The following is a 21812-nucleotide window of genomic DNA, read 5'->3' on the forward strand; positions in this document are numbered from 1 at the left end:
CACCCGAGCCCCATGTCGGGGCCACCACCCAGGAGCGGCTTATGAGCGCTGTGAACCCCGCCGGAGGCGACACCGCGGCGGTCCGTTCCTGGCCCCAGGTACTGAACGGCCTGCTCGAGGGCCGTGACCAGAGCGCCGACGACACGGCCTGGGCGATGGACCGCATCATGCGGGGCGAGGCGACCGACGCCCAGATCGCCGGCTTCGCCGTGGCACTGCGGGCCAAGGGCGAGACGGTCGCGGAGATCACCGGGCTCGTCCGGGCGATGTACGAGCACGCGAACGTCATCGAGGTACCGGGGTCGACGGTCGACATCGTCGGTACGGGCGGTGACGGCGCGAAGACCGTGAACATCTCCACGATGTCGTCGATCGTGGTGGCCGGCGCCGGCGCCAAGGTCGTCAAGCACGGCAACCGGGCCGCGTCCTCCGCGTCCGGTGCCTCGGACGTGCTGGAGAAGCTCGGCGTCAATCTGGAGCTGCCGGTGCACCGGGTGGCCGAGGTGGCCGAGGTGGCCGGGATCACGTTCTGCTTCGCGGTCAAGTTCCACCCGGCGCTGCGGCACGTGGCCGCGGCACGCGGACAGCTGGGCATCCGTACGACGTTCAACGTCCTGGGCCCGCTGACGAACCCGGCGAAGGTGAAGGCGCAGGCGGTCGGGGTCGCGGACCCGCGGATGGCGCCCATCGTCGCCGGGGTCCTCGCGGAGCGCGGCAACTCCTCCCTGGTGTTCCGGGGCGACGACGGGCTGGACGAGCTGACGACGACGTCGACGTCCCGGGTGTGGGTGGTCCGCGACGGCAAGGTCACCGAGGAGGCCTTCGACCCGCGGGACGTCGGTATCGAGCTGGTGCCGGTGGAGGCGCTGCGGGGCGCCGACGCCTCCTACAACGCCGAGGTCGCACGGCGGCTGCTCGACGGTGAGACGGGCCCGGTGCGTGACGCCGTGCTGCTGAACTCCGCCGCGGCCCTCGTGGCGCTGGAGCAGGCCGAGGGCCCCCTGGTGGACCGGATCCGGGCCGGCATGGACAGGGCGGCGGAGTCGATCGACTCGGGAGCGGCCAAGAGCGTCCTGGACCGCTGGGTGGCCGCGAGCCACGCCTAGCACCACCGCTCCGGGCGGGCCGCGGTCTCTTCTGCCGCGGTCCGCCCGAGCCGTCTCCGGGCCCTGCCGTGGTGCACACCGGTCGCCGTAGGGGACCGTCCCCTCCTGAGCGCCTCCCGTGACCCTCGGTGCGTCCCGGTATCCGGACAGAAGTTGCAGCCGATCGATCACCCCTCTAATGTCCTGCGCAGGTCATGAGCGACAGCCATTCGGCCCCGGCCGGCTGTCCGGCAACCCTCCGTCCGTGGCGGGGTGCCCCGGGTGAGGACCAGGCCGCAGGCAGCGAGGTCTGCGGCAAGCGCGGACCCCCTCGCGTCACCAGGGGTCCTGGTCGTTCGAGGGAGCCTTCCGTGAGCAAGCGAATGCGCTAGGGCCGCAGAGCCCCGCCTCCGCATCCCCTTTCACCCCTTCGTGTGCCGTCGACCCCTTCACGCGCCGTCATGCGCACCGTCCGGCACGGCGAATCCACCTGTCCTCACGGGAGTTCACCCATGTCCGTCTCCACCATCGCATCCGACCGGTCCGTTTGTTCCCCGCTGCCCGTTCTCGGACGGGATGTGACCGTCCCGCTCGTCACCGGCGGCGAAGTCACCTACGCCGCGCTCGACTACGCGGCCAGCGCCCCGGCGCTCCAGCGGGTCTGGGACGACGTGGCGGCCTACGCCCCGTACTACGGCAGTGTCCACCGCGGTGCCGGATACCTCTCGCAGCTCTCCACCGACCTGTTCGAGAACGCCCGCGGGACGGTCGCGGAGTTCCTCGACTGCCGGGAGGACGACCAGGTCGTCTTCACCCGGTCCACCACCGATTCGCTGAACCTCCTGGCCTCCGTGGTCCCGGCCGGCTGCGAGGTCTTCGTCTTCGAGACCGAGCACCACGCCTCGCTGCTGCCGTGGCGGGACGCGCAGGTGACCTACCTCGACGCCCCGAGCACTCCGCGGCAGGCCGTCGAGACCCTGGAGCGCGCCCTGGCGCACCGCGACCCCTCCCGGGCCTCGGGCCCGGCACTGGTCTGCGTCACCGGCGCGTCCAACGTCACCGGTGAGCTGTGGCCGGTGCGCGAGCTCGCGGCGACCGCGCATGCGCACGGTGCCCGTATCGTGCTGGACGCCGCCCAGCTGGCCCCGCACCACCCGGTGTCGGTCCGCGACCTCGACGTCGACTGGGTCGCCTTCTCCGGGCACAAGCTGTACGCGCCCTTCGGCGCGGGAGTCCTGGCCGGCCGCGCCGACTGGCTGCGCGATGCCGAGCCGTATCTCGCGGGCGGCGGTGCCAGCCGCAAGGTCACCCGGCGCACCGACGGGGGAGTGGACGTCGAGTGGCACGAGAGCGCCGCGCGGCACGAGGCGGGCTCGCCCAACGTCATCGGCGCCTACGCCATCGCCTCCGCCTGCAAGGCCCTCACCGAGGCCGGCTTCGACACGCTGGTGGCCCGCGAGCGGCACCTGATCCGCACCGTCGGGGAAGGGCTCGCCGAGGTACCCGAGGTGAAGGTGCTGTCCCTCTTCGGTGACGACTCGCCGCGCGTCGGTGTCATCTCCTTCGTCGTCGAGGGCTGGAACAGCTCCCACTTCGCCGCCGCGCTCTCCGCGGAGTACGGCATCGGCGTCCGCGACGGCCTGTTCTGCGCCCACCCGCTGGTGCGCACCCTGCTGGGCAGCGACCCGCAGACCCAGGGCGAGTGCGGCGCTCCCGAGGCCGCGCCCGGCGAGAAGTCCCTCAACGCGATCCGCGTCAGCTTCGGCGCGGGCACGCCCGACGAGCACGTCGAGCGGTTCGTCCGCGCGGTGAAGGAGCTCGTCAGCGAGGGTGCGAAGTGGAACTACCGTACAGAGGGCGGTCGTTGCGTGCCGACGGTGTGATGCACCGAGCCCCGCCCGCTCAGGGGAGGGGCGAGCCGCGCAGGCCGTGGGCGGCGCCGGGGCGGCGCACACACCGAGGGCGAACGGCCGTGAGCGGCCGAGGAGTTCGTGACGGGTCCCGCCCCGCGCGACGCGGTGGTGCGGCCGGGACCCGGCGGACCCCGTGTCCGTCGACGGGCACCGATACCCGCGCCTTCTGCCGGCGCCGGCCGTGGCGCGCGGTGACCGCCGGGGGTGCTGCTCGCCGTGCGCGGAGGTGCCGCCGGCCGGAGGGAGACCTCCCCTGCCGTGACCGGGCGGGCTTCGGACGTCGTCCGGCAGTGCGGGGGAGGCCCGGTGGACGCCGCGGAGGTGTGGCGCCGCCTCGTGGAAGACCCCTGCCGGCGATTTCCCCCGCCTGGCGGGAGCGGGCCGGCGCCTCGCATCCGGTTCCCCGGGCGGGGACGGCGGGGTCACGGGCGGGTCGGCGGGGGCCGTGTCCACTTGGCCGCCGTCAAGGGCGTCACCGCTTCGGACGTACCGGTCTAGTTGTCGAGCCCGATCGCGAACGCGGCCTCCAGGTCGTGCTGGGAGTACGTGCGGAAGGCGACATGCGTGTCGGTGGCCAGTACGCCCTGGATCTTGCTGATCCGGCCGGGGATGACGTCCGCCAGGTCGTCGTGGGCCTTCACCCGGACCATGGCGATCAGGTCGTAGGTGCCGGTGACGGAGAAGACCTCGCTGACACAGTCCAGCGCGGCGATCGACTCGGCGATCTCGGGGATCCGGTCCACGCTGGTCTTGATGAGGACGATCGCGGTGATCACGGCTGGTGTTCTCCCTCGGGGGCCTGGGCTGGGGGTTTCACCCTACTCGTACGGCCGTAGCGCACCCATGCGTAGCCGAAGCCCAGCGTGAAGCCGACCAGGTGGGCCAGATAGGCGACCCCCGGCCCCTGCTCGGCACGGCCCGCCGCCATCCACTGAAGGCTCGCCCAGAAGGGCAGCACGACCCAGGCCGGGAAACGCAGCGGCAGGAAGAGCAGGAACGGGAAGAGACTGGTCACCCTGGCCTTGGGGAACAGGAACAGAAAGGCACCGAGGACCGCGGAGATGGCCCCGGAGGCCCCGACCAGCGTCTGTGCCGACTCGGCGTTGGCCGCCGCGTACCCGAGCAGCGCCAGGTATCCGCAGCCCAGGTAGAACAGGGCGAATTCCAGGTGGCCCATCCGCTCCTCGGCCATCGCCCCGAAAACATAGAGGAACAGCATGTTGCCCAGCAGATGCACCCAGCTGCCGTGTACGAACAGCGCCGTCGCGGGGGTGAGCGCCGCGCGTGGTGCCCCGCTGAACAGTTCCACGGGCACCACCCCCCAACGGGCGAAATAGGATCGCTGGGCGGCCAGCAGTCCGTCCCCGGTGCCGTAGGCCGGATTCAGTCCCGCGGCCGGCCCGATCAAGAAGATCAGACAGCACAGGACGATCAGCCCGTACGTCACCGGCGCCGACTGCGCCCGCAGCGCTCCGGCGGCCGCCCTCCTCCAGGTGCTGATCATGGGACAGAGCATGGCGCAACCGGACCGATCCATGCAGAGTGCCTCGCCGCAGGGACGGACGGGCGGCGAGTACCCGCCAGGCCGTAGGGTTACGAGCCACACGCTCCAGGGAAACTGGCGCATCACGGAGACTGGAAGAAGGAAGAGCGGCCACGATGACGGTTCCCCTCCCGACCGAGACGACCCGCTGGCGCTGCACCCTGTGCGGAAACCTCACGCGGTTCGACGTCACCCGCTCGTCGAAGGTCGTCGAGTATGTGCACCTCGATCTCGCCGGGGAGCCGAAGGTCGAGGAGCGCGAGGTGGTCAGTGAGACCATCGAATCGGTGCGTTGCCGCTGGTGCAACGCCCTGGACCAGGTGGAGCTCGTGGACAGGCCGGGCGCCGGCTCCTGAGGGAGGCGGTCCCGCACGGACAGTGGGGTGACGGATGGTGGAGACCATAGGCGGGGAGCCGGCCGACGGCGCCGCTGAGGTGCTCGACCGGCCGCTGCCCGACGGCGTGCGCCGCCGTGTTGTGCAGATCGTGTCGGAGAGCTTCGGCGGTCTGACCCTCGGCGAACTGCCCGTGCAGCTGCGACAGTATGCCCGGTTCACCCCGAACCGCCGGGCGAAGTTCGCCGGCAACGCCATGGCGTCGGCCCTGGAGACCGATGCGGTGTTCCGCCAGCGCATCGGGGAGAAGCTCAGGGAGACACAACCGGAACTCGCCGGCGCCCTCGACTCCGGTTCGCCGCCGCCCGCCGCCGACCCGCTCGACGTGGCGGCCGCGGCCTATGTACTGCGCCCGGCAGGCTGGGTGAAGCTCGTCACCGCCGCCGGCGAGGAGGCCCAGCGGGCGGACGCCGAGCGCGCGGACGAGGAGAGCCGGGCCGAGCTGGAGCGGCTGCGGGCGGAGTTGACGGCCGCCCGGGCCCAGACCCGCACCGAGACGGAGCGGCTGCGCGCGGAGGTCGACTCCTCGCGCAAGGAAGCCGAATCGCTTCACCGCAAGTTGCGCTCGGCCCTCAGTGACGTCAAGCGCGGCGAGGCGGCCCTGCGCAAGATCCGGGTCGAGATGGACTCCGTACGCGCTGAGGGGCAGGCGCAGTTGTCCGCCGCCGACAGCGAGGCCCGGCGGCTCAGGGCGCGGCTCGGTGAGGCGGAGGCCGCCCTGGAGGCAGCCCGCAGAGCGGCGCGCGAGGGCCGCAGTGTCGAGGACATGCGGGTCCGGCTGCTGCTCGACACGGTGTTGGACGCCGCCCAAGGGCTGCGGCGGGAACTGGCGCTGCCGCCGGTGTCCGTACGGCCCGCCGAGACGGTGGACGCGGTCGAACCGGGACGAATGACCCCGAAGGACATCGCCGCCCGTGCGCTGTCCGAGAACGATCCCGCGATCCTCGACCAGTTGCTCGCGCTGCCTCAGGCGCATCTGGTCGTCGACGGCTACAACGTCACCAAGACCGGCTATCCGCAGATGCCGCTGGAGAAGCAGCGGCTCAGGCTCCTCGGGCAGCTCTCCCAGCTGGCCGCGCAGACCGGCGCCGAGGTGACGTGCGTCTTCGACGGGGCGGAACTGGCCGCCCCCGTGCTGCTCGCGCCGCCGCGCGGGGTGCGGGTGCTGTTCTCCAAACCCGACGTGACCGCCGACGAGTTGATCCGCCAGCTGGTGCGCGCGGAACCCCCGGGCCGACCGGTCATCGTCGCCTCGACCGACCGAGAGGTGGCCGACGGGGTCGCGAGGGCGGGAGCGCGCCCGGTCGCGTCGATCATGTTGCTCAAGCGACTTTCCAGGGCGTAACGGGCAATTGGGCGCAGCCTGGCCGCTTGCGCCGAACATCCCATGGGTAACCAACGCACCAAGCGCAACATCCGTGCGGCTTGCCCGAATTGAGGGGATCCCCACGCAACGTAGTGTCAAGGCCAAATCACTGCACGTGAGTTCCGTGCAAAGAATGCATTGCGTGACCGAGATTTTCCCGCTCGGGATTTGAACTGATCACAGAGAGGTCACTAGGGTCGGGCTTCGAACCTCCGTCCGGGCGATCACTCACAAGGGGTGGTTGGCGGCGGAGGGGCCCGCCCACCGGCGTGTCGGTAGGCGGCTGAAGGAAGAAGGAGCTCGCCTCCGTGGCGTCCCACCGTCGACCCAAGCAGCCGAGCCGCGCACGTGTGACCGTGCTCACCACCGCGGCGGCCGCAGCCGTTGTCCTCAGCGCCCAGGCCGCCAACGCCGCCCCCAGCGCCAAGCCGAGCAAGGACGAGGTCAAGTCCAAGGTCGACAAGCTCTACGAAGAGGCGGAGAAGGCCACCGAGGCCTACGACGGGGCCAAGGAGAAGCAGGACAAGCTGGAGAAGGACATCTCCACCCTGCAGGACAAGGTCGCCCGGGGTCAGGACGAGCTCAACCAGCTGCGCGACGGCATCGGCACGATGGCCAGCGCTCAGTACCGCAGCGGCAGCATCGACCCGTCCATCCAGCTCTTCCTGTCCGCGGACCCGGACGACTACCTGGACAAGGCGTCGACGCTGGACCAGCTCAGCGGCCAGCAGGTCGAGGCGCTGAAGAAGATCCAGGAGAAGCAGCGCGAGCTCGCCCAGGAGCGGCAGGAAGCCACCGACAAGCTCAAGGACCTGGCCTCCACCCGCACCGAACTCGGCAAGAAGAAGAAGGAAGTCCAGGGCAAGCTCGCCGACGCCCAGAAGCTGCTCAACAGCCTCACCGCGCAGGAGCGCGCGGCCCTCCAGGCCGACCAGGCCCGGGCCAGCCGCGACAGCATGCGCAACGCCCTCAGCGGCTCCACCGCCTCGGCCTCCGGCCGGGCCGGAGCGGCCTTCGCCGCCGCGCAGAGCGTGATCGGCTCGCCCTATGTCTACGGCGCCTCCGGTCCGTCCTCCTTCGACTGCTCCGGCCTGACCTCCTGGGCCTACGCCCAGGCCGGCGTCTCCATACCGCGGACCTCCCAGGCGCAGGCCAACGCCGGCACCCGTATCTACAGCCAGAGCGACCTCCGGGTCGGCGACCTGGTCCTCTTCTACGGCGACCTGCACCACATCGGCCTCTACGCGGGCAACGGCCAGGTGCTGCACGCCCCGCACACCGGTGCCTCGGTTCGCTACGAGTCGATCGGCAACATGCCGTTCCAGTTCGGCGTCCGGATCTGACCGCCTTCGCGGGCGGTCCACACCCGCCCGAACGAGGGAATTCCAGCGGCTCCCGCTGACCCTGTGCCCCGCCTATGACCTGCGTCAGGGCGGGGTTTCGCATGGTGTGTGCACATCGCGCCCTTTGTTCCAGGCGTGATCGCCCGGCTACTGTCTGCCGCGTTTCCCCCGCCGAGGGGCGGGGGTCGTCAGCGGAAGGGAGTGCGACCGGACGTGGGGTCCCATCGCCGCCTTGCACCATCCGGCCTCGGCCGGGGACGTGGCGCCACAGCCGCCGTCGTGTCCGCCGCCGCGGCTGCCGCGGCCCTCGGTGCCGTACCGGCGCACGCCGCGCCTCGCGATCACCGGGCCACCGTGGACCGGCTCTACCTGGAGGCCGAACAGGCCACGGAGGCGTACAACGCGGCCGGGGAGCACGCCGGTTCGCTGCGCCGGCAGGTCGGCCGGGCCCAGGACCGGATCGCCCGCCAGCAGGATCGCGTCAACGCCATGAGGGACGCGCTCGGCACCCTCGCAGGGGCCCAGTACCGCTCCGGCGGCCTCGCCTCCTCCCTGGAGCTGCTGTTCTCCGACAACCCCGCCGACTACCTCGAGAAGGCGGCGGCACTGGACCGGATCGGCGCCCGCCAGTCCGGGCAGCTGAGGGAACTGCGCGGCGCCCTGCGGGAACTGGCCGAGGAGCGCACGGTGGTGGCGGACGAGCTCGTCGCGCTGGAGAAGACCCGCAAGGCCGTAGCCCGGCACAAGAAGGACGTGGAGCGCAAGCTCGCCGCGGCGCAGCGCATGCTCAACTCCCTGCCGCCGGCGGAGCGGGCGGCCTACGAGCGGGTGTCCCGCTCCGGCGGCGGCATGCCCGACCTCGCCGACGCCGTGCCACCGGGTCCCCGGGCCGCAGCCGCCGTCGCCGCGGTCCGCTCCGCGCTCGGCAGGCCGTATGTATGGGGTGCCAGCGGGCCGCGCAGCTTCGACTGTTCGGGCCTCATGCAGTGGTCGTACGCCCATGCCGGAATCGGGCTGCCCCGCACCTCGCAGGCGCAGCGCCACGCCGGCCGCCGGGTCCCGCTCTCCCAGGCCCGGCCCGGAGACCTGGTCGTCTACCGCGCGGACGCCAGCCATGTGGCGATGTACGTCGGCAACGGCAGGGTCATCCACGCGCCTCATCCCGGGGCCGCGGTGCGCTACGACCCGGTCGCGATGATGCCGATCTCCTCGGTCATCCGACCCTGAACGAGGCGGCGATACACCGTCCGACCGGCGCGTACGATCGTGAGGTGGCTGGTCGCAGACGTGTGCCGGGGGTCGTGGCGGGGTGTGTGGTGCTCCTCGCCGGACTCGTCGGCTGCTCGGGCGGCTCCGGGACGGACGCCCAGAGCGCCGCAGTGCAGCAGGTGCTCGACCGGCGGGCGGCGGCGATCCTGGAAGGGGACCGCTCGGCGTTCCTGGCGACTGAGGCGGCGTCCGGTGCCGCCGACGGCCGACCCGCCGCCGGCCCGGCCGAGTTCGACAACCTCCGTGACATACCGCTGGCCGCCTGGTCCTACCGGCTGACCGCGCTGCACCGCACCGGCGACCGGGCCACCGCCGACGCCGAACTGCGCTACCGGATCAAGGGCTACGACCGTGCGCCGGTCACCGCGAGCCGTGTGCTGCGGCTGACCCGCAGCGACGGCCGCTGGGTCGTCGGCTCCGAGGAGCCCGCCCGGAAGGCCAACCAGCAGCTATGGGAGCAGGGCGCCGTCGAGGCGGTCCGCGGGTCGCACAGTCTGGTGCTCGGCGTCGGGCAGCCGCTCAGTGTCCTGCGGGCCTACGCGGATCTCGCCGACCGTGCGGTGCCCGCCGTCACCGACGCATGGGGCACCGACTGGCCTCGGCACGTGGTGGTCCTCGTGCCGAGAACGCTGGAGGGGATGGCCGGGCTGCTCGGTGCCCCGGCGTCCGGCTACCGCGGGATCGCCGCGGTCACCACCGGCGAGGCGGGGGGCGCCGGGAAGGCGCCCGCGGACCGGATCATCGTCAACCCCGAGGCGTACGGCGTCCTGGGTGACCTGGGCAAACAGGTCGTTCTCAGCCATGAGACCACCCATGTCGCCACCCGGGCCCACACCACGGCGGCCACCCCCCTGTGGCTCTCCGAGGGCTACGCCGACTGGGTCGGCTATCGCGACACCGGCCGCCCACCCGGTCAGGTGGCCTCCGAACTCGACCGCGCGATCACGCTGGGCCGTGTCCCGGCCGCGTTGCCGAAGGACGCGGACTTCGCCTTCTCGGGGGACCCGGGGAAGCTGGCCCAGGCGTACGAGGGCGGCTGGATGGCCTGCCGGATGATCGCCGACCGCTGGGGCGAGGTCCGTCTGAACGAGTTCTACCGAATGGTCGGCGACCATCGCGAGCGGCCGGGGGCGGTCGAGGGCGCGATGCGGAAGGTGCTCGGGACGACGCCGGAGGCGTTCACACGTCAGTGGCAGGCGTATCTGAGAGCCCAACTGGGCTGAGGGGCCGTCCGGTCGGAGCCGGCGGGCCGCACGTTCGCCCCGCGCGGTCGTGCGCTTCCCCGCCCGGCCCGCCGCGGCATGTCCCGCACGGTCAGGAGGGCGTCAGTGTCTCCTCGGTGCGGGTTGCCTGAGGCGGCACGGTCGGGGCCGGGTGCGAGACCGTGCCGCGCCACAGCGTCCGTGCGGCGGTCAGCGTGGCGAGCACCAGCAGGCCGTTCCGCACGAACAGCAGGGTGATCCCCAGTCCGTCGCCGGCGACGACGTTCGCGAAGCAGACCGGGAACTCCAGGACGGTGGCCAGGCAGGCGACCACCACCAGGGCGCCGGGCAGCGCCATCCGGCTCGCGCGGGAGCACAGGCAGACGGCCGCGAGCCCGACCAGCCACACCATGTACTGCGGGCTGATCACCCGGCTGGTGACGGTGAACAGCAGCACGGCCACGAAGGCGGCGTCCGCGAGCGCGTGCGGCGGCATCCGGCGGACGCTGACACGCCACAGCAGCAGCCATCCGAAGGCGACCACGGTAAGGAAGAGGGCGGCCGAGCTGACCCAGTCGACGTAGGGCCCGAGGTATTCCACCGAGCCGTAGTTGAGCAGCACCTGGCCCTTCCAGCCGAAGTGCCGCGCCACATGGAAGACCAGCGAGCCCAGGGACTCCACCTCCGTGCCGCGGTCACGCTGGGAGGTCAGGAAGCCGAAGGCGCCGGGCATCGTCAGGGCGGCCGGCAGGGCGAGGGCGCCGGCCGTCGCCGCGGCCGACACCCAGGCCCGGCGCCTGACGGCACCGGCCAGCAGCAGCGCCGGCCACACCTTCAGCAGGGCGCCCACGGCCACCAGTGCCCCCATCACCCGCGGCCTGCGGGCGCCCGCGAGCAGCGCGGCCACCGCCACCGCCGTCACCATCAGGTCGTAGCGGGCGTACACGGTCGGGCCGAGCAGGGCGACGCCGACCACCCAGACCCAGGCCCCGCGCACCGTCCTGTGCGGCCGTCGGCCCGCGTACAGCAGTAGGCACAGGACCGTCAGGTCGGCGAGGAAGGCGAGGACGTAGAAGGCCTGTTCGTAGTCCAGGAAGGGCAGCAGAGCGGGGGAGAGCACGGCCAGCGCGGCGGCGGGCGGGTATTGCCAGGTCACGTCGTCGTGCGGGAACGCGCCGGTGCGCAGGGTGTCGTACCAGCCGTGGTAGATCACCGAGACGTCGCTGGTGACGTCCGGGCCGGGGAAGACGAACACCTTGAAGACGAAGAGCAGCAGGGCCAGTCTGCTGAGGGCCCAAGCGGTGAGCAGCCAGACCGGGAACCGCCGTGTGCCCGCCATGTCCACCTGAGCCCCTGTCCTGCCCGTTCCGTGTCGCCTGTGGTGCGGGACCATGATCTCCCGCCGCACAGTGCGACGGCGATGAAGCGCGGCCGTGCGGAGCTGTGAGTACGGTGACACATCCCGTTCGGTAGTGTCGACGACGATGCACAAGACCCTCATCGTGACCAACGACTTTCCGCCCCGTCCGGGTGGTATCCAGGCGTTCCTGCACAATATGGCGCTGCGTCTGGATCCGGAGCGGCTGGTCGTCTACGCCTCCACCTGGAAGCGTGGCCGCGAGGGCACCGAGGTGACCGCCGCCTTCGACGCCGAGCAGCAGTTCGCCGTCGTACGCGACCGGACCACGATGCTGCTGCCCACCCCGGCGGTGACCCGGCGCGCGGCCGGACTGCTGCGGGAGCACGGATGCACGTCGGTGTGGTTCGGGGCGGCCGCCCCGCTGGGTCTGATGGCGCCGGCACTGCGGCGCGCCGGGGCGCAACGGCTGGTGGCGACCACGCACGGCCACGAGGCGGGATGGGCCCAGCTGCCCGCTGCCCGAAGCCTGCTGCGCCGGATCGGCGAGTCCACGGACACCCTCACCTACCTCGGTGAGTACACGCGTTCCCGAATCGCCTCCGCACTGACGCCGCAGGCGGCCGCGAGCATGGTGCAGCTGCCTCCGGGCGTCGACGAGAAGACCTTCCGCCCGGACTCGGGCGGCGACCGGGTCCGCGCCCGCCTCGGGCTCACGGATCGCCCCGTGGTGGTGTGCGTCTCCCGGCTGGTCCCGCGCAAGGGCCAGGACACACTGATCTCGGCGATGCCGCGCATCCTGGCCAAGGAGCCGGACGCGGTCCTGCTCGTCGTCGGGGGCGGGCCCTACGAGAAGGAACTGCGCCGGCTGGCCCACGACACCGGGGTCGCCGACGCCGTCCACTTCACGGGGGCCGTTCCATGGCCGGAGCTCCCGGCCCACTACGGGGCGGGCGACGTGTTCGCGATGCCGTGCCGGACCCGGCGGGGCGGCCTGGACGTGGAGGGCCTCGGCATCGTGTACCTGGAGGCCTCCGCGACGGGCCTGCCGGTGGTCGCCGGCGACTCGGGCGGGGCCCCGGACGCGGTGCTCGAAGGCGAGACCGGCTGGGTGGTGCGGGGCGGGTCGGCCGAGGAGGCCGCGGACCGGATCGTCACACTGCTCGGCGACTCCGAGCTGCGCCGGCGCATGGGGGAGCGGGGCCGGCAGTGGGTCGAGGAGAAGTGGCGCTGGGACCTGCTGGCGGAGAAGCTCCGGGCGCTGCTCTGAGAGCCGGTCCACCGGGGGCCGTCGTCCGGGGTGGGCGCCGCGTTCATTGGTGACACACCTCGGCGGCGACGGGGCCGACGGCTCCCGGGCCGTGCCGACGCCGGCGGAACCCGGCGATGACGTGTTCAAAAACCGGTGGAAGCGCGCAGCCGCGCGCCGTTAGCGTGCTGCCGAACCAAGTCGTCTGGCCAAGGACGTGCCGTTGTACACCGTGTGAGACCCCCCGAACGCTGATCTGTCGCGCGTCGCGCATGTGCGCCGCGCTCCTTTCTGCTGCGGACTTCTCACTGAAACCGGTGTACTTCGGTGCTCACACACTGGGTGGTCATGCCCACCTGCCTGCCGCTCGTTCTCCGCCGTTGCCATGCGTGCGCGTCCGAGCGCTTCCGGGCAAGCGGTAAATTTCGCGTCAACGCACACCACAAGCTCATCGACGTCTGGCTCCTCGTGCTCTGTACCGGGTGCGGGGAGACGGCGAAGCTCACGGTGCTGGAACGCACGCATGTGCGGTCGGTGCCTCCTGAGCTGCTGGACCGGCTGCACGACAACGACCCCGGCCTGACGGCCGAGCTGCTCCAGGACCCGGTCGTGCGGCGCCGTAACCGCATCGCCCTCGACTGGGACAACGCCTGGCGCCTCGACACCGGCGGATCGGATCACCTGGACCGTGCGGTGACCGACATCTCGGTCCGCTTCGCGGCACGGATTCCCGTGCGGCCGGTGCGACTGATCGCCGAAGGCTGCGGTCTTTCACGGGCCGAGGTCGAAAGGCTGGTCACGGAGGGCAAACTCGTCTCGGCGATCCGGCTGGGCGCCAGGCTCACCGGCGACTTCACCTTCACGCTCAAGCGCTGAACCCTCCTCGGGACGGTGCCTGTCCGGCGGATGTCGCCGGACAGGCACTGGCCGGAACCGGATAATCCGCGCATGCTGCGGCCATGACAGAAAAACTGACACACCGTCATATGGCGAGACGTCATGTACTGGGCATGGCCGCACTCCGGACGGCCGCCGCGCTCGGGTTCACCAGGATCGGCCTGCAGTCCGCCGGGGCCGCCGAGCCCGACGCCGTCGACACCACCCCCGCGATCGTGGTCGGATCCGGTTACGGCGGGGCCGTGGCCGCCCTGCGCCTCGGGCAGGCGGGGATCCGCACACTGGTCCTGGAGATGGGCCGCCTGTGGAACACGCCCGGCCCCGACGGGCAGGTGTTCTGCTCCACCCGTGCGCCGGACCGGAGATCCATGTGGTTCCGCACCCGCACCGAGGCTCCCCTGGCCACCTTCCTGTGGCTGGACGTCGTCAACAGGGCCATCGGCCGCTACCCCGGTGTCCTGGACCGCGTGCACTTCGACGCGATGTCGGTGTACGTGGGACGGGGCGTCGGCGGCGGCTCACTGGTCAACGGGGGCATGGCCGTCGCCCCGCAGCCGGCGTACTTCGGCGTGCAGTTCCCCACCGTCGACACCGCCGAGATGTACGCCACGTACTTCCCGCGTGCCCGATCCATGCTCGGCGTCAACACCGTCGACCCCGCCTGGTTCGAGTCGACCGACTGGTACAGGTTCGCCCGCACCTCGCGGAAGGCCGCCGCCAACGCCGGTCTGAGGACCACCTTCGTGCCGAACGTCTACGACTTCGGCTACATGCGACGCGAGGCGGCCGGTACGGTCACCCGGTCCGCACTGGCCGGCGAGGTCATCTACGGCAACAACCACGGCAAGCGCACCCTCGACAAGACCTACCTGGCCTCCGCCCTCGGCACCGGCAACGTCACCATCAACACCCTGGAACGGGTCAGGGAGATAAGGAGATCGGCAGACGGCTCGTATCTGCTGACCGCCGACCGGATCGACCCCGCGGGCGCGGTGGTCGGCTCCCGTCAGTACTCCTGCACCTATCTCTTCCTCGGCGCCGGCAGCCTCGGCACCACCGAACTGCTGCTGCGCGCACGGGAGACGGGAGCCCTGCCGGCACTCGACGAGAGTGTCGGGACCGGTTGGGGGACCAACGGCAATGTGATGCCGGGCCGGGCCAACCACCTCTGGGACACGGTCGGCGCCGACGAGTCCACCATCCCCGTACTGGGCATCGACGACCGGGCCAACACCGCCAACCCCGTCTTCGCCGAGATCGCTCCGCTGCCCATGGGCCTGGAGCACTGGATCAGCCTCTACCTGGCGATCACCGGGAACCCGGAGCGGGCGTCCTTCACGTACGACCGGGCGACCGACTCCGCGAGGCTCGGCTGGAGCGCCGCCCAGAGCGCCGTCTCGGTGCGGATGGCCAAGAACCTGTTCGACCGGATCAACGCCGCCAACGCCACGATCTACCGGTACGACCTCTTCGGCTCCGCCGGCAAGGCCTTCGCCGACGACTTCACGTACCACCCGCTCGGCGGCTGCGTCCTCGGCCGGTCGACGGACGCATACGGCCGTGTGAAGGGGTACTCCAGGCTGTACGTCACCGACGGCTCGCTCGTGCCCGGCTCGATCGGCGTCAATCCGTTCCTCACCATCACCGCGCTCGCGGAACGCACCATGACGCGGGTCCTCGCCGAGGACACCGCGTCATGACATGAGGCCCTCCGGGCCCGCTACTTGCGGTAGATGGCCTCGATCTCGTCCGCGTAATCCTTCGCCACCACACTGCGCTTGAGCTTCAGGGACGGCGTGAGGTGGCCCGACTCCTCGGTGAACTGGGAGGGGAGAATGCGGAACTTCCGCACCGATTCCGCCTTCGACACCGCGGCGTTGCCGTCGTCGACCGCGTCCTGGATCGCAGCGAGCAGATCCGGGTCCCGGCTCAGCGACGCCGCGGTGACACCGGCCGGCTTGCCGTGCTCGGTGGCCCAGCGGCCGAGGAACTCCTCGTCGATGGTGATCAGGGCACCCACGAAGGGCCGCCCGTCGCCGACCACCATGCACTCCGCGACCAGCGCGTGCGCCCGGATGCGGTCCTCGATCACGGCAGGGGCCACGTTCTTGCCGCCGGCGGTGACGATGATCTCCTTCTTGCGGCCGGTGATCCTGAGGTAGCCGTCCTCGTCGAGGGTGCCGATGTCACCGGTGTGGAACCAGCCGTCGGCCAGCGCTTCCGCGGTCGCCGCCTCGTTGTTCCAGTAGCCCCTGAAGATGTGCTCGCCGTGCAGCAGCACCTCGCCGTCGTCCGCGATACGGATCACGGAGCCCGGCATCGGCTGGCCGACCGTGCCGATCTTCTGCCGGTCCCAGGGGTTGAACGCCGTGGCCGCGCAGGACTCGGTCAGCCCGTAGCCCTCCAGCACCGTGAAGCCCATGCCGCGGAAGAAGTGGCCGAGCCGCTCGCCGAGCGGGGCGCCGCCGGAGATGGCGTACTCGCCCCGGCCGCCGAGCACCGCCCGCAGCTTGCTGTAGACCAGCTTGTCGAATGTCTTGTGCTTGATCCTGAGCCCGAGGGACGGGCCGGACGGGGTGTCCAGCGCGCGACTGTAGGCGATGGCCGTGTCCGCCGCCTTGTCGAAGATCTTCCCCTTGCCGTCGGCCTGCGCCTTGGCGCGCGCCGAGTTGTAGACCTTCTCGAAGACCCGCGGCACACCGAGAATCAACGTCGGGCGGAAGGCCGCCAGTTCGTCGGTGAGATTCTTGATGTCGGGCACGCAGCCCAGCTTGATGGGAGCCATCATCGGCGCGATCTGCACCAGACGCCCGAAGACGTGCGCGAGCGGCAGGAAGAGCAGGACGGAGCACTCGCCCGTGCGGAACAGGGGGCGCAGCCGCTCGACGATGTTCCCGCACTCGGCGAAGAAGTTGCGGTGGGTGAGCACACAGCCCTTGGGGCGGCCGGTGGTCCCGCTGGTGTAGACGATGGTCGCCGGGTCGTCGGCCTTGGCGAGCGAGCTGCGCTCCTCGACCATGGCGTCGCTGACGTCCCTGCCGGTGCGGCCGAGCTCCTCCACACCGCCGGCCTCGATCTGCCAGACGTGCTTGAGCGCGGGCAACCGGTCCCGCACCGACTCGACGGCCGCGGCGTGCGTGCCGAGTTCGACGACGCACGCGGTCGCACCGGAGTCGCCGAGGATCCACTCCACCTGCTCGGGCGAGCTGGTCTCGTACACCGGCACGGTGATCGCGCCCGCGCTCCAGATCGCGAAGTCGAGCAGTGTCCACTCGTACCGGGTCCTGGACATCAGTCCCACCCGGTCGCCCGGCTGCACGCCGGAGGCGATGAGCCCCTTGGCGGCGGTCCGCACCTCGGTGAGGAAGGCGGTCGCCGTGACGTCCTGCCAGGCGCCGCCCACCTTGCGGGCGATGACGGCGACATCGGGGTGCTGCGCGGCGTTTCTGCGGACGATGTCGGTCAGGTTGCCGTCGGCAGGGACCTCGTACAAAGCCGGAAGGCTGAACTCGCGCAAGACTGCTGCTCCTCATAGGGCACCGACGCCACGACTCTGTGTAGTTCGACGGTGCGGTCCAAGGCTCGGGCAGTGCGCAGGGTTCTTGCTACGGAGTCGTTGGTTGAAACCCTGAGCACGACTGGACGGCCCGGACGTTACCCGCCGGTATGGCCTCTCCGACAGGGGGTCATGACGAGATGTTCCGTGCGTCACATGTGTTGACGTTCCATTGCGCACAGTAGTCCACGCTTTTCCCGACTGGCCAGTATCCGCAGGTCCGGCGGCCACTGTTCACAGTTGCCGCACACGCTTACGCTTGATCGTCATGGCTCCCACACCGGGCGGTAACCCGAGGACGCGCATTCACGTGGTCAGCGACGTGCACGGCAATGTGCGCGACCTCGCCAGGGCGGGCGACGGGGCGGACGCGCTCATCTGTCTGGGCGACCTGGTCCTCTTCCTGGACTACGCCGACCACTCGCGCGGGATCTTCCCGGACCTGTTCGGCAAGGAGAACACCGACCGGCTGGTGGAACTGCGTACCGCCCGCCGCTTCGAGGAGGCGCGGGCGTTCGGCGCCGAGTTGTGGGCCGGCGTCGGCACGGATCGCCCGGCGGTCGTCGAGAAGGCGATCCGCCGACAGTACGCACAGTTGTTTGCCGCGTTCCCCACGCCGACGTACGCGACCTACGGCAATGTCGACATGCCGCCCCTGTGGCCGGAGTACGCCGCACCCGGTACGACCGTGCTGGACGGCCAGCGGGTGGAGATCGGCGGCTGGACCTTCGGCTTCGTCGGCGGGGGCCTGCGCACCCCGATGCGTACCCCTTACGAGATCAGCGACGAGGAGTACGCCGCGAAGATCGAGGCCGTGGGCGAGGTGGACGTGCTGTGCACCCATATCCCGCCGGAGGTGCCGGAGCTCGTCTACGACACCGTGGCCCGCCGCTTCGAACGCGGCAGCCGGGCGCTCCTCGAGGCGATCCGCCGCACGCGTCCGCGCTACTCGCTCTTCGGCCATGTCCACCAACCGCTGGTGCGCAGGATGCGGATCGGGGCCACGGAGTGCGTGAACGTCGGGCACTTCGCGGGCAGCGGGAAACCCTGGGCGCTGGAGTGGTGAGCGGCCGGCGGCCGGTCGGCAGGAGGGGTGGTGGCCGCGCGGCCGGTGCGCGGTAGCCTTCACGCTGCACGCACGTGCGCACGTGCGCACCACCCTCCCTCACCGGACCGCATCTGGAGGAGCCACGTCGATGGCGGAACACACCAGCTCGAGCATCACGATCGAGGCGGCCCCGGCCGACGTCATGCGGGTGATCGCCGACTTCGCGCGCTACCCGGACTGGACGGGCGAGGTGAAGGAGGCCGAGGTGCTCGCGAAGGACCAGCAGGGCCGCGCCGAGCAGGTGCGCCTCGTGATGGACGCGGGCGCGATCAAGGACGACCAGACGCTGGCGTACACCTGGACGGGTGACAGCAAGGTCTCCTGGACGCTGGTCAAGTCCCAGATGCTCCGCTCCCTGGACGGTTCCTACCTCCTGAAGCCGGCCGGCCCGGGCGGCACGGAGGTCACCTACCAGCTGACCGTGGACGTCAAGATCCCCATGCTCGGCATGATCAAGCGCAAGGCGGAGAAGGTCATCATCGACCGCGCGCTGGCAGGGCTGAAGAAGAGGGTGGAGTCGGGAGAGCAGGCCTGACAGTCCCGGCGGCCGCCGGCGAGGCCGCCCGGTCCGGAGCGGCGCACCCGTGAGCAGCGGGGCGGTGCCGCGTGTGCGGGCTCACCCATGTCCTGCCCGGCCCTTCGGCCGGGCCCCGGTAGCGTGCACCCTCATGCGCACCATCCTGATCACCGGCCCGGGCGGTTCCGGCCGCACCACCGTCGCCGCGGCCGCCGCGCTGGAGGCCGCCCGCCGGGGCAACCGCACCCTCGTGCTCGGCGCCGACCGCACCGACGCCCTCGGTGCGGTCCTCGGTGTCCCCACCGGCACCGAACCCGTCGAAGCCGCCCCCGGCCTCACCGCCTGGCGCCCGGACGCCGCCGCCGGGTTCCGGGAGGACCTCGTCGCATTCCAGGACCGCGCTGCCGGTGCGCTCGACCTTCTCGGCGCCGCCCGGCTGGACGCCGAGGAGGTCACCCCGCTCCCCGGTGCCGAGGAACTCGCCTTCCTGCGCGCCCTTCGCGACGCCGCCCTCTCGGAGGCGTACGACCTCCTCGTCGTCGATCTGCCCCCCGTCCCGCAGGCGCTCGGCCTGCTCGCCCTGCCCGAGGAACTCCGGCGCTATCTGCGCCGTCTGCTCCCGCCGGAGCGGCAGGCCGCCCGCGCCCTGCGCCCCGTTCTCGGCCGGCTCGCGGGCGTCCCGATGCCCGCCGACTGGATGTACGAGACCGCCGCCCGCTGGGACGGCGAGCTGGCCGCGGTCGAGTCCGTGGTCGCCGACCGCGCCACGAGCGTGTGGCTGGTGGCCGAGCCGGGACCGGCCGGGGCCGACGCGGTCCGCACCGCCGTCACGGGCCTGGCGGTGCGCGCCCTGCGGCCGGAGCTCCTGGTCGCCAACCGTGTCCTGCCCGACCACGGCCAGGACAGCTGGCCGGCCGGCCTCGCCGCCCAGCAGCGCAAGGCCCTGGAGGAGTGGCAGGGGACCTACGACGTGCACCCGCTCCCGCATCTCGGCCGCGACCCGCGCGGCGCCGACGACCTGGGCTCGCTCCTGCCTCCCGGGGTCAATCCCGCGCCCGACCCGGTCGAGTGGCCCGTGGCGGACCGCCTCGCCGAGGACGGAGTGCTCGTATGGCACATCCCGCTGCCCGGCGCGATACGCGAGGAACTCGAGCTCGTACGGCGCGGCGACGAACTCGTCGTGACCGCGGGCTCCTTCCGGCGGATCGTTCCGCTGCCGTCCGCCCTGCGCCGCTGCACCGTGGCCGGCGCCGCCCTGCGCGACGAAGAACTGCGCATCCGCTTCGCTCCGGACCCGGAGCTGTGGCCGCGCTCCGTGTGACCGGTCCGGACCGGCGCCCGTCCGGGCGCCGGGGACGGCCGGGCGGGCACGCGCTGAATCACGTACCCCCGTTCGGGTAACGTCGGGAGTACGTACCCCAGTCAGGAGTCCGCCATGAGCGAAGAGCGCCCCACGTCCGACGCCGCTCAGGACGCCGCCGTCGGTGGGGGTCCCTCCTGGGCGAGCGAATCCGAGAACCCGCGGGAGCGGGCGACCGACGCCGACGCCTGGGCGACGGCGTGCGCCGAGGACCTCGCCGCGGAGAAGGCGCGCCGCCGGGCCCAGCACGGCCGGCCCCCCGGCTCGGCCGCCGACGAGCTGCGCAAGCTCGTCGACGCCGTCGCCGACAAGCTGTCCGGGCTGCAGACACCGCTGTTCGGCGCCGCGGCCTCGGGCGCGGCCCAGCAGATGGTCCAGCAGGCCGTGCAGCAGGCCAAGGCCGCCGTGGAACCGGTCATCGAGCGCAATCCCGAGATCTTCGACCACCTGGCCGCGGCCGGCTCCGAGCTGCTCGCCGCCTATCGCTCGGCGGTCGAGGCCCAGGAAAGGCGTTGGACCGACCGCACCCCCCGCGACTCCGGTCCCGACGGCGACCAGGGTCCAGGGGAGCGCATCGACCTCGACTAGGGCAGTACCGGGTGGTCGGGGCGCAGGGAGGGCCCCGACGCCCGTCAGCACCCTCGGGTACGGTTGGCCGTAGCGGGGCTCGACCGAAACTGAGGGATTCATGGGACTCACCATCGGCGTCGACATCGGTGGAACGAAGATCGCGGCCGGTGTGGTCGACGAGGAAGGCAACATCCTCTCCACGCACAAGGTGCCGACTCCGGGTACGCCCGAAGCCATCGTGGACGCCATCGCCGCGGCCGTCGAGGGTGCCCGCGCGGGGCACGAGATCGTCGGCGTCGGCATCGGTGCCGCCGGATACGTCAACCGCCAGCGTTCGACGGTGTACTTCGCGCCGAACATCGACTGGCGGCAGGAGCCGCTCAAGGCGGAGGTCGAGGCCCGTGTGGGCCTCCCGGTGGTCGTGGAGAACGACGCGAACGCCGCCGCGTGGGGGGAGTACAAGTTCGGCGCCGGCAAGGGCCACCGCAACGTCATCTGCATCACGCTCGGCACCGGCCTCGGCGGCGGCATCATCATCGGCAACAAGCTTCGCCGCGGTCACTTCGGTGTGGCGGCGGAGTTCGGCCACATCCGGATGGTCCCGGACGGCCTGCTGTGCGGCTGCGGCTCGCAGGGCTGCTGGGAGCAGTACGCCTCGGGCCGCGCCCTCGTGCGGTACGCGAAGCAGCGTGCCAACGCCACCCCCGAGAGCGCGGAACTGCTGCTCTCGCTCGGCGACGGCACCCCGGACGGCATCGAGGGCAAGCACATCTCCATGGCCGCCCGCCAGGGCGACCCGGTCGCGGTGGACTCCTACCGTGAGCTCGCCCGCTGGGCCGGTGCCGGCCTCGCCGACCTGGCCTCGCTCTTCGACCCCTCCGCGTTCATCGTGGGCGGCGGTCTCTCGGACGAGGGCGAGCTCGTCCTCGACCCGATCCGCAAGTCGTACAAGCGCTGGCTGGTCGGGGGCAACTGGCGGCCGGTCGCCGAGGTGATCGCCGCCCAGCTGGGCAACGAGGCGGGCCTGGTCGGTGCCGCCGACCTGGCCCGGGAGCCCGACCCGATCATGTAGGGGTCGCCCC

19 protein-coding genes and 1 riboswitch are annotated in these 21812 nt (G+C 71.6%); of the genes, 15 read left to right on the forward strand and 4 right to left on the reverse strand.

Annotation, left to right across the window (positions count from 1 at the left end; all coding sequences use genetic code 11):
- Positions 1-41: 41 nt before the first annotated feature.
- Both trpD and RCR19_RS26900 read left to right on the forward strand, forming a co-directional pair.
- Positions 42-1106, forward strand: a complete 1065-nt coding sequence (gene trpD, locus RCR19_RS26895) for an anthranilate phosphoribosyltransferase (protein ID WP_331267468.1) — start codon at positions 42-44, stop codon at positions 1104-1106.
- A gap of 190 nt (positions 1107-1296) precedes the next feature.
- A riboswitch (SAM riboswitch) is annotated at positions 1297-1413 on the forward strand.
- 184 nt (positions 1414-1597) lie between these two features.
- Entirely contained in the window at positions 1598-2968 is a 1371-nt protein-coding gene (locus RCR19_RS26900) for an aminotransferase class V-fold PLP-dependent enzyme (protein WP_331267469.1), read from the forward strand.
- A gap of 524 nt (positions 2969-3492) precedes the next feature.
- Here RCR19_RS26900 and RCR19_RS26905 read toward each other — a convergent pair.
- Entirely contained in the window at positions 3493-3774 is a 282-nt protein-coding gene (locus tag RCR19_RS26905; protein ID WP_059133819.1) for an Lrp/AsnC ligand binding domain-containing protein, read from the reverse strand.
- Positions 3771-4502, reverse strand: coding sequence for a rhomboid family intramembrane serine protease (locus RCR19_RS26910; RefSeq protein ID WP_331267470.1), 732 nt, complete (start codon positions 4500-4502; stop codon positions 3771-3773). Before RCR19_RS26910 ends, RCR19_RS26905 begins: the two co-directional genes overlap by 4 nt.
- A 155-nt stretch (positions 4503-4657) precedes the next feature.
- On the opposite strand from RCR19_RS26910, the gene RCR19_RS26915 reads away from it, so the two are divergent.
- The 5 genes from RCR19_RS26915 to RCR19_RS26935 all read left to right on the forward strand — a co-directional run bounded on the left by RCR19_RS26915 (position 4658) and on the right by RCR19_RS26935 (position 10137).
- A complete protein-coding gene (locus RCR19_RS26915; protein WP_220294388.1) occupies positions 4658-4897 on the forward strand; it encodes a hypothetical protein in 240 nt (79 codons plus the stop codon).
- Positions 4898-4931: 34 nt separating this feature from the next.
- On the forward strand, positions 4932-6281 hold the full coding sequence (locus RCR19_RS26920) for an NYN domain-containing protein (protein WP_331267471.1): 1350 nt from the start codon (positions 4932-4934) through the stop codon (positions 6279-6281).
- A 329-nt stretch (positions 6282-6610) separates the two neighbouring features.
- On the forward strand, positions 6611-7645 hold the full coding sequence (locus tag RCR19_RS26925) for a C40 family peptidase (protein WP_115975165.1): 1035 nt from the start codon (positions 6611-6613) through the stop codon (positions 7643-7645).
- 213 nt (positions 7646-7858) lie between these two features.
- Positions 7859-8872: an NlpC/P60 family protein gene (locus RCR19_RS26930; RefSeq protein WP_331267472.1), complete on the forward strand. Its 1014-nt coding sequence runs from the start codon at positions 7859-7861 to the stop codon at positions 8870-8872.
- 44 nt (positions 8873-8916) lie between these two features.
- Positions 8917-10137, forward strand: coding sequence for a hypothetical protein (locus RCR19_RS26935; RefSeq protein ID WP_331267473.1), 1221 nt, complete (start codon positions 8917-8919; stop codon positions 10135-10137).
- A 91-nt stretch (positions 10138-10228) separates the two neighbouring features.
- Here RCR19_RS26935 and RCR19_RS26940 read toward each other — a convergent pair whose 3' ends face one another.
- Positions 10229-11455 (reverse strand): glycosyltransferase family 87 protein, encoded by a 1227-nt coding sequence (locus RCR19_RS26940; protein ID WP_331267474.1) that lies wholly within the window; start codon positions 11453-11455, stop codon positions 10229-10231.
- A gap of 145 nt (positions 11456-11600) precedes the next feature.
- Between RCR19_RS26940 and RCR19_RS26945 the strand changes: the two genes are divergently transcribed.
- The 3 genes from RCR19_RS26945 to RCR19_RS26955 all read left to right on the forward strand — a co-directional run bounded on the left by RCR19_RS26945 (position 11601) and on the right by RCR19_RS26955 (position 15319).
- Positions 11601-12743 (forward strand): glycosyltransferase family 4 protein, encoded by a 1143-nt coding sequence (locus tag RCR19_RS26945; RefSeq protein ID WP_331267475.1) that lies wholly within the window; start codon positions 11601-11603, stop codon positions 12741-12743.
- Positions 12744-13049: 306 nt separating this feature from the next.
- Positions 13050-13598: a DUF1062 domain-containing protein gene (locus RCR19_RS26950; RefSeq protein ID WP_331267476.1), complete on the forward strand. Its 549-nt coding sequence runs from the start codon at positions 13050-13052 to the stop codon at positions 13596-13598.
- A 134-nt stretch (positions 13599-13732) separates the two neighbouring features.
- A complete protein-coding gene (locus RCR19_RS26955; RefSeq protein WP_331269566.1) occupies positions 13733-15319 on the forward strand; it encodes a GMC oxidoreductase in 1587 nt (528 codons plus the stop codon).
- A 20-nt stretch (positions 15320-15339) separates the two neighbouring features.
- On the opposite strand, the gene RCR19_RS26960 is transcribed toward RCR19_RS26955, so the two are convergent.
- A complete protein-coding gene (locus tag RCR19_RS26960) occupies positions 15340-17136 on the reverse strand; it encodes an AMP-binding protein (protein WP_331267477.1) in 1797 nt (598 codons plus the stop codon).
- A 307-nt stretch (positions 17137-17443) separates the two neighbouring features.
- Between RCR19_RS26960 and RCR19_RS26965 the strand changes: the two genes are divergently transcribed.
- The 5 genes from RCR19_RS26965 (at position 17444) to RCR19_RS26985 (ending at position 21802) form a co-directional block, all read left to right on the forward strand.
- A complete protein-coding gene (locus tag RCR19_RS26965) occupies positions 17444-18241 on the forward strand; it encodes a metallophosphoesterase (protein WP_331267478.1) in 798 nt (265 codons plus the stop codon).
- A gap of 130 nt (positions 18242-18371) precedes the next feature.
- Positions 18372-18818, forward strand: coding sequence for an SRPBCC family protein (locus tag RCR19_RS26970; RefSeq protein ID WP_059133269.1), 447 nt, complete (start codon positions 18372-18374; stop codon positions 18816-18818).
- 133 nt (positions 18819-18951) lie between these two features.
- Positions 18952-20121, forward strand: coding sequence for an ArsA-related P-loop ATPase (locus tag RCR19_RS26975; RefSeq protein WP_331267479.1), 1170 nt, complete (start codon positions 18952-18954; stop codon positions 20119-20121).
- A gap of 114 nt (positions 20122-20235) precedes the next feature.
- The gene (locus RCR19_RS26980) at positions 20236-20748 is read left to right on the forward strand and encodes a DUF5304 domain-containing protein (protein WP_331267480.1); all 513 of its coding nucleotides are present in this window, start codon (positions 20236-20238) and stop codon (positions 20746-20748) included.
- 100 nt (positions 20749-20848) lie between these two features.
- On the forward strand, positions 20849-21802 hold the full coding sequence (locus RCR19_RS26985) for an ROK family glucokinase (protein ID WP_331267481.1): 954 nt from the start codon (positions 20849-20851) through the stop codon (positions 21800-21802).
- Positions 21803-21812 lie beyond the last annotated feature (10 nt).

Source organism: Streptomyces sp. WAC07094, assembly GCF_036320405.1.
Taxonomy (GTDB): domain Bacteria; phylum Actinomycetota; class Actinomycetes; order Streptomycetales; family Streptomycetaceae; genus Streptomyces; species Streptomyces lannensis.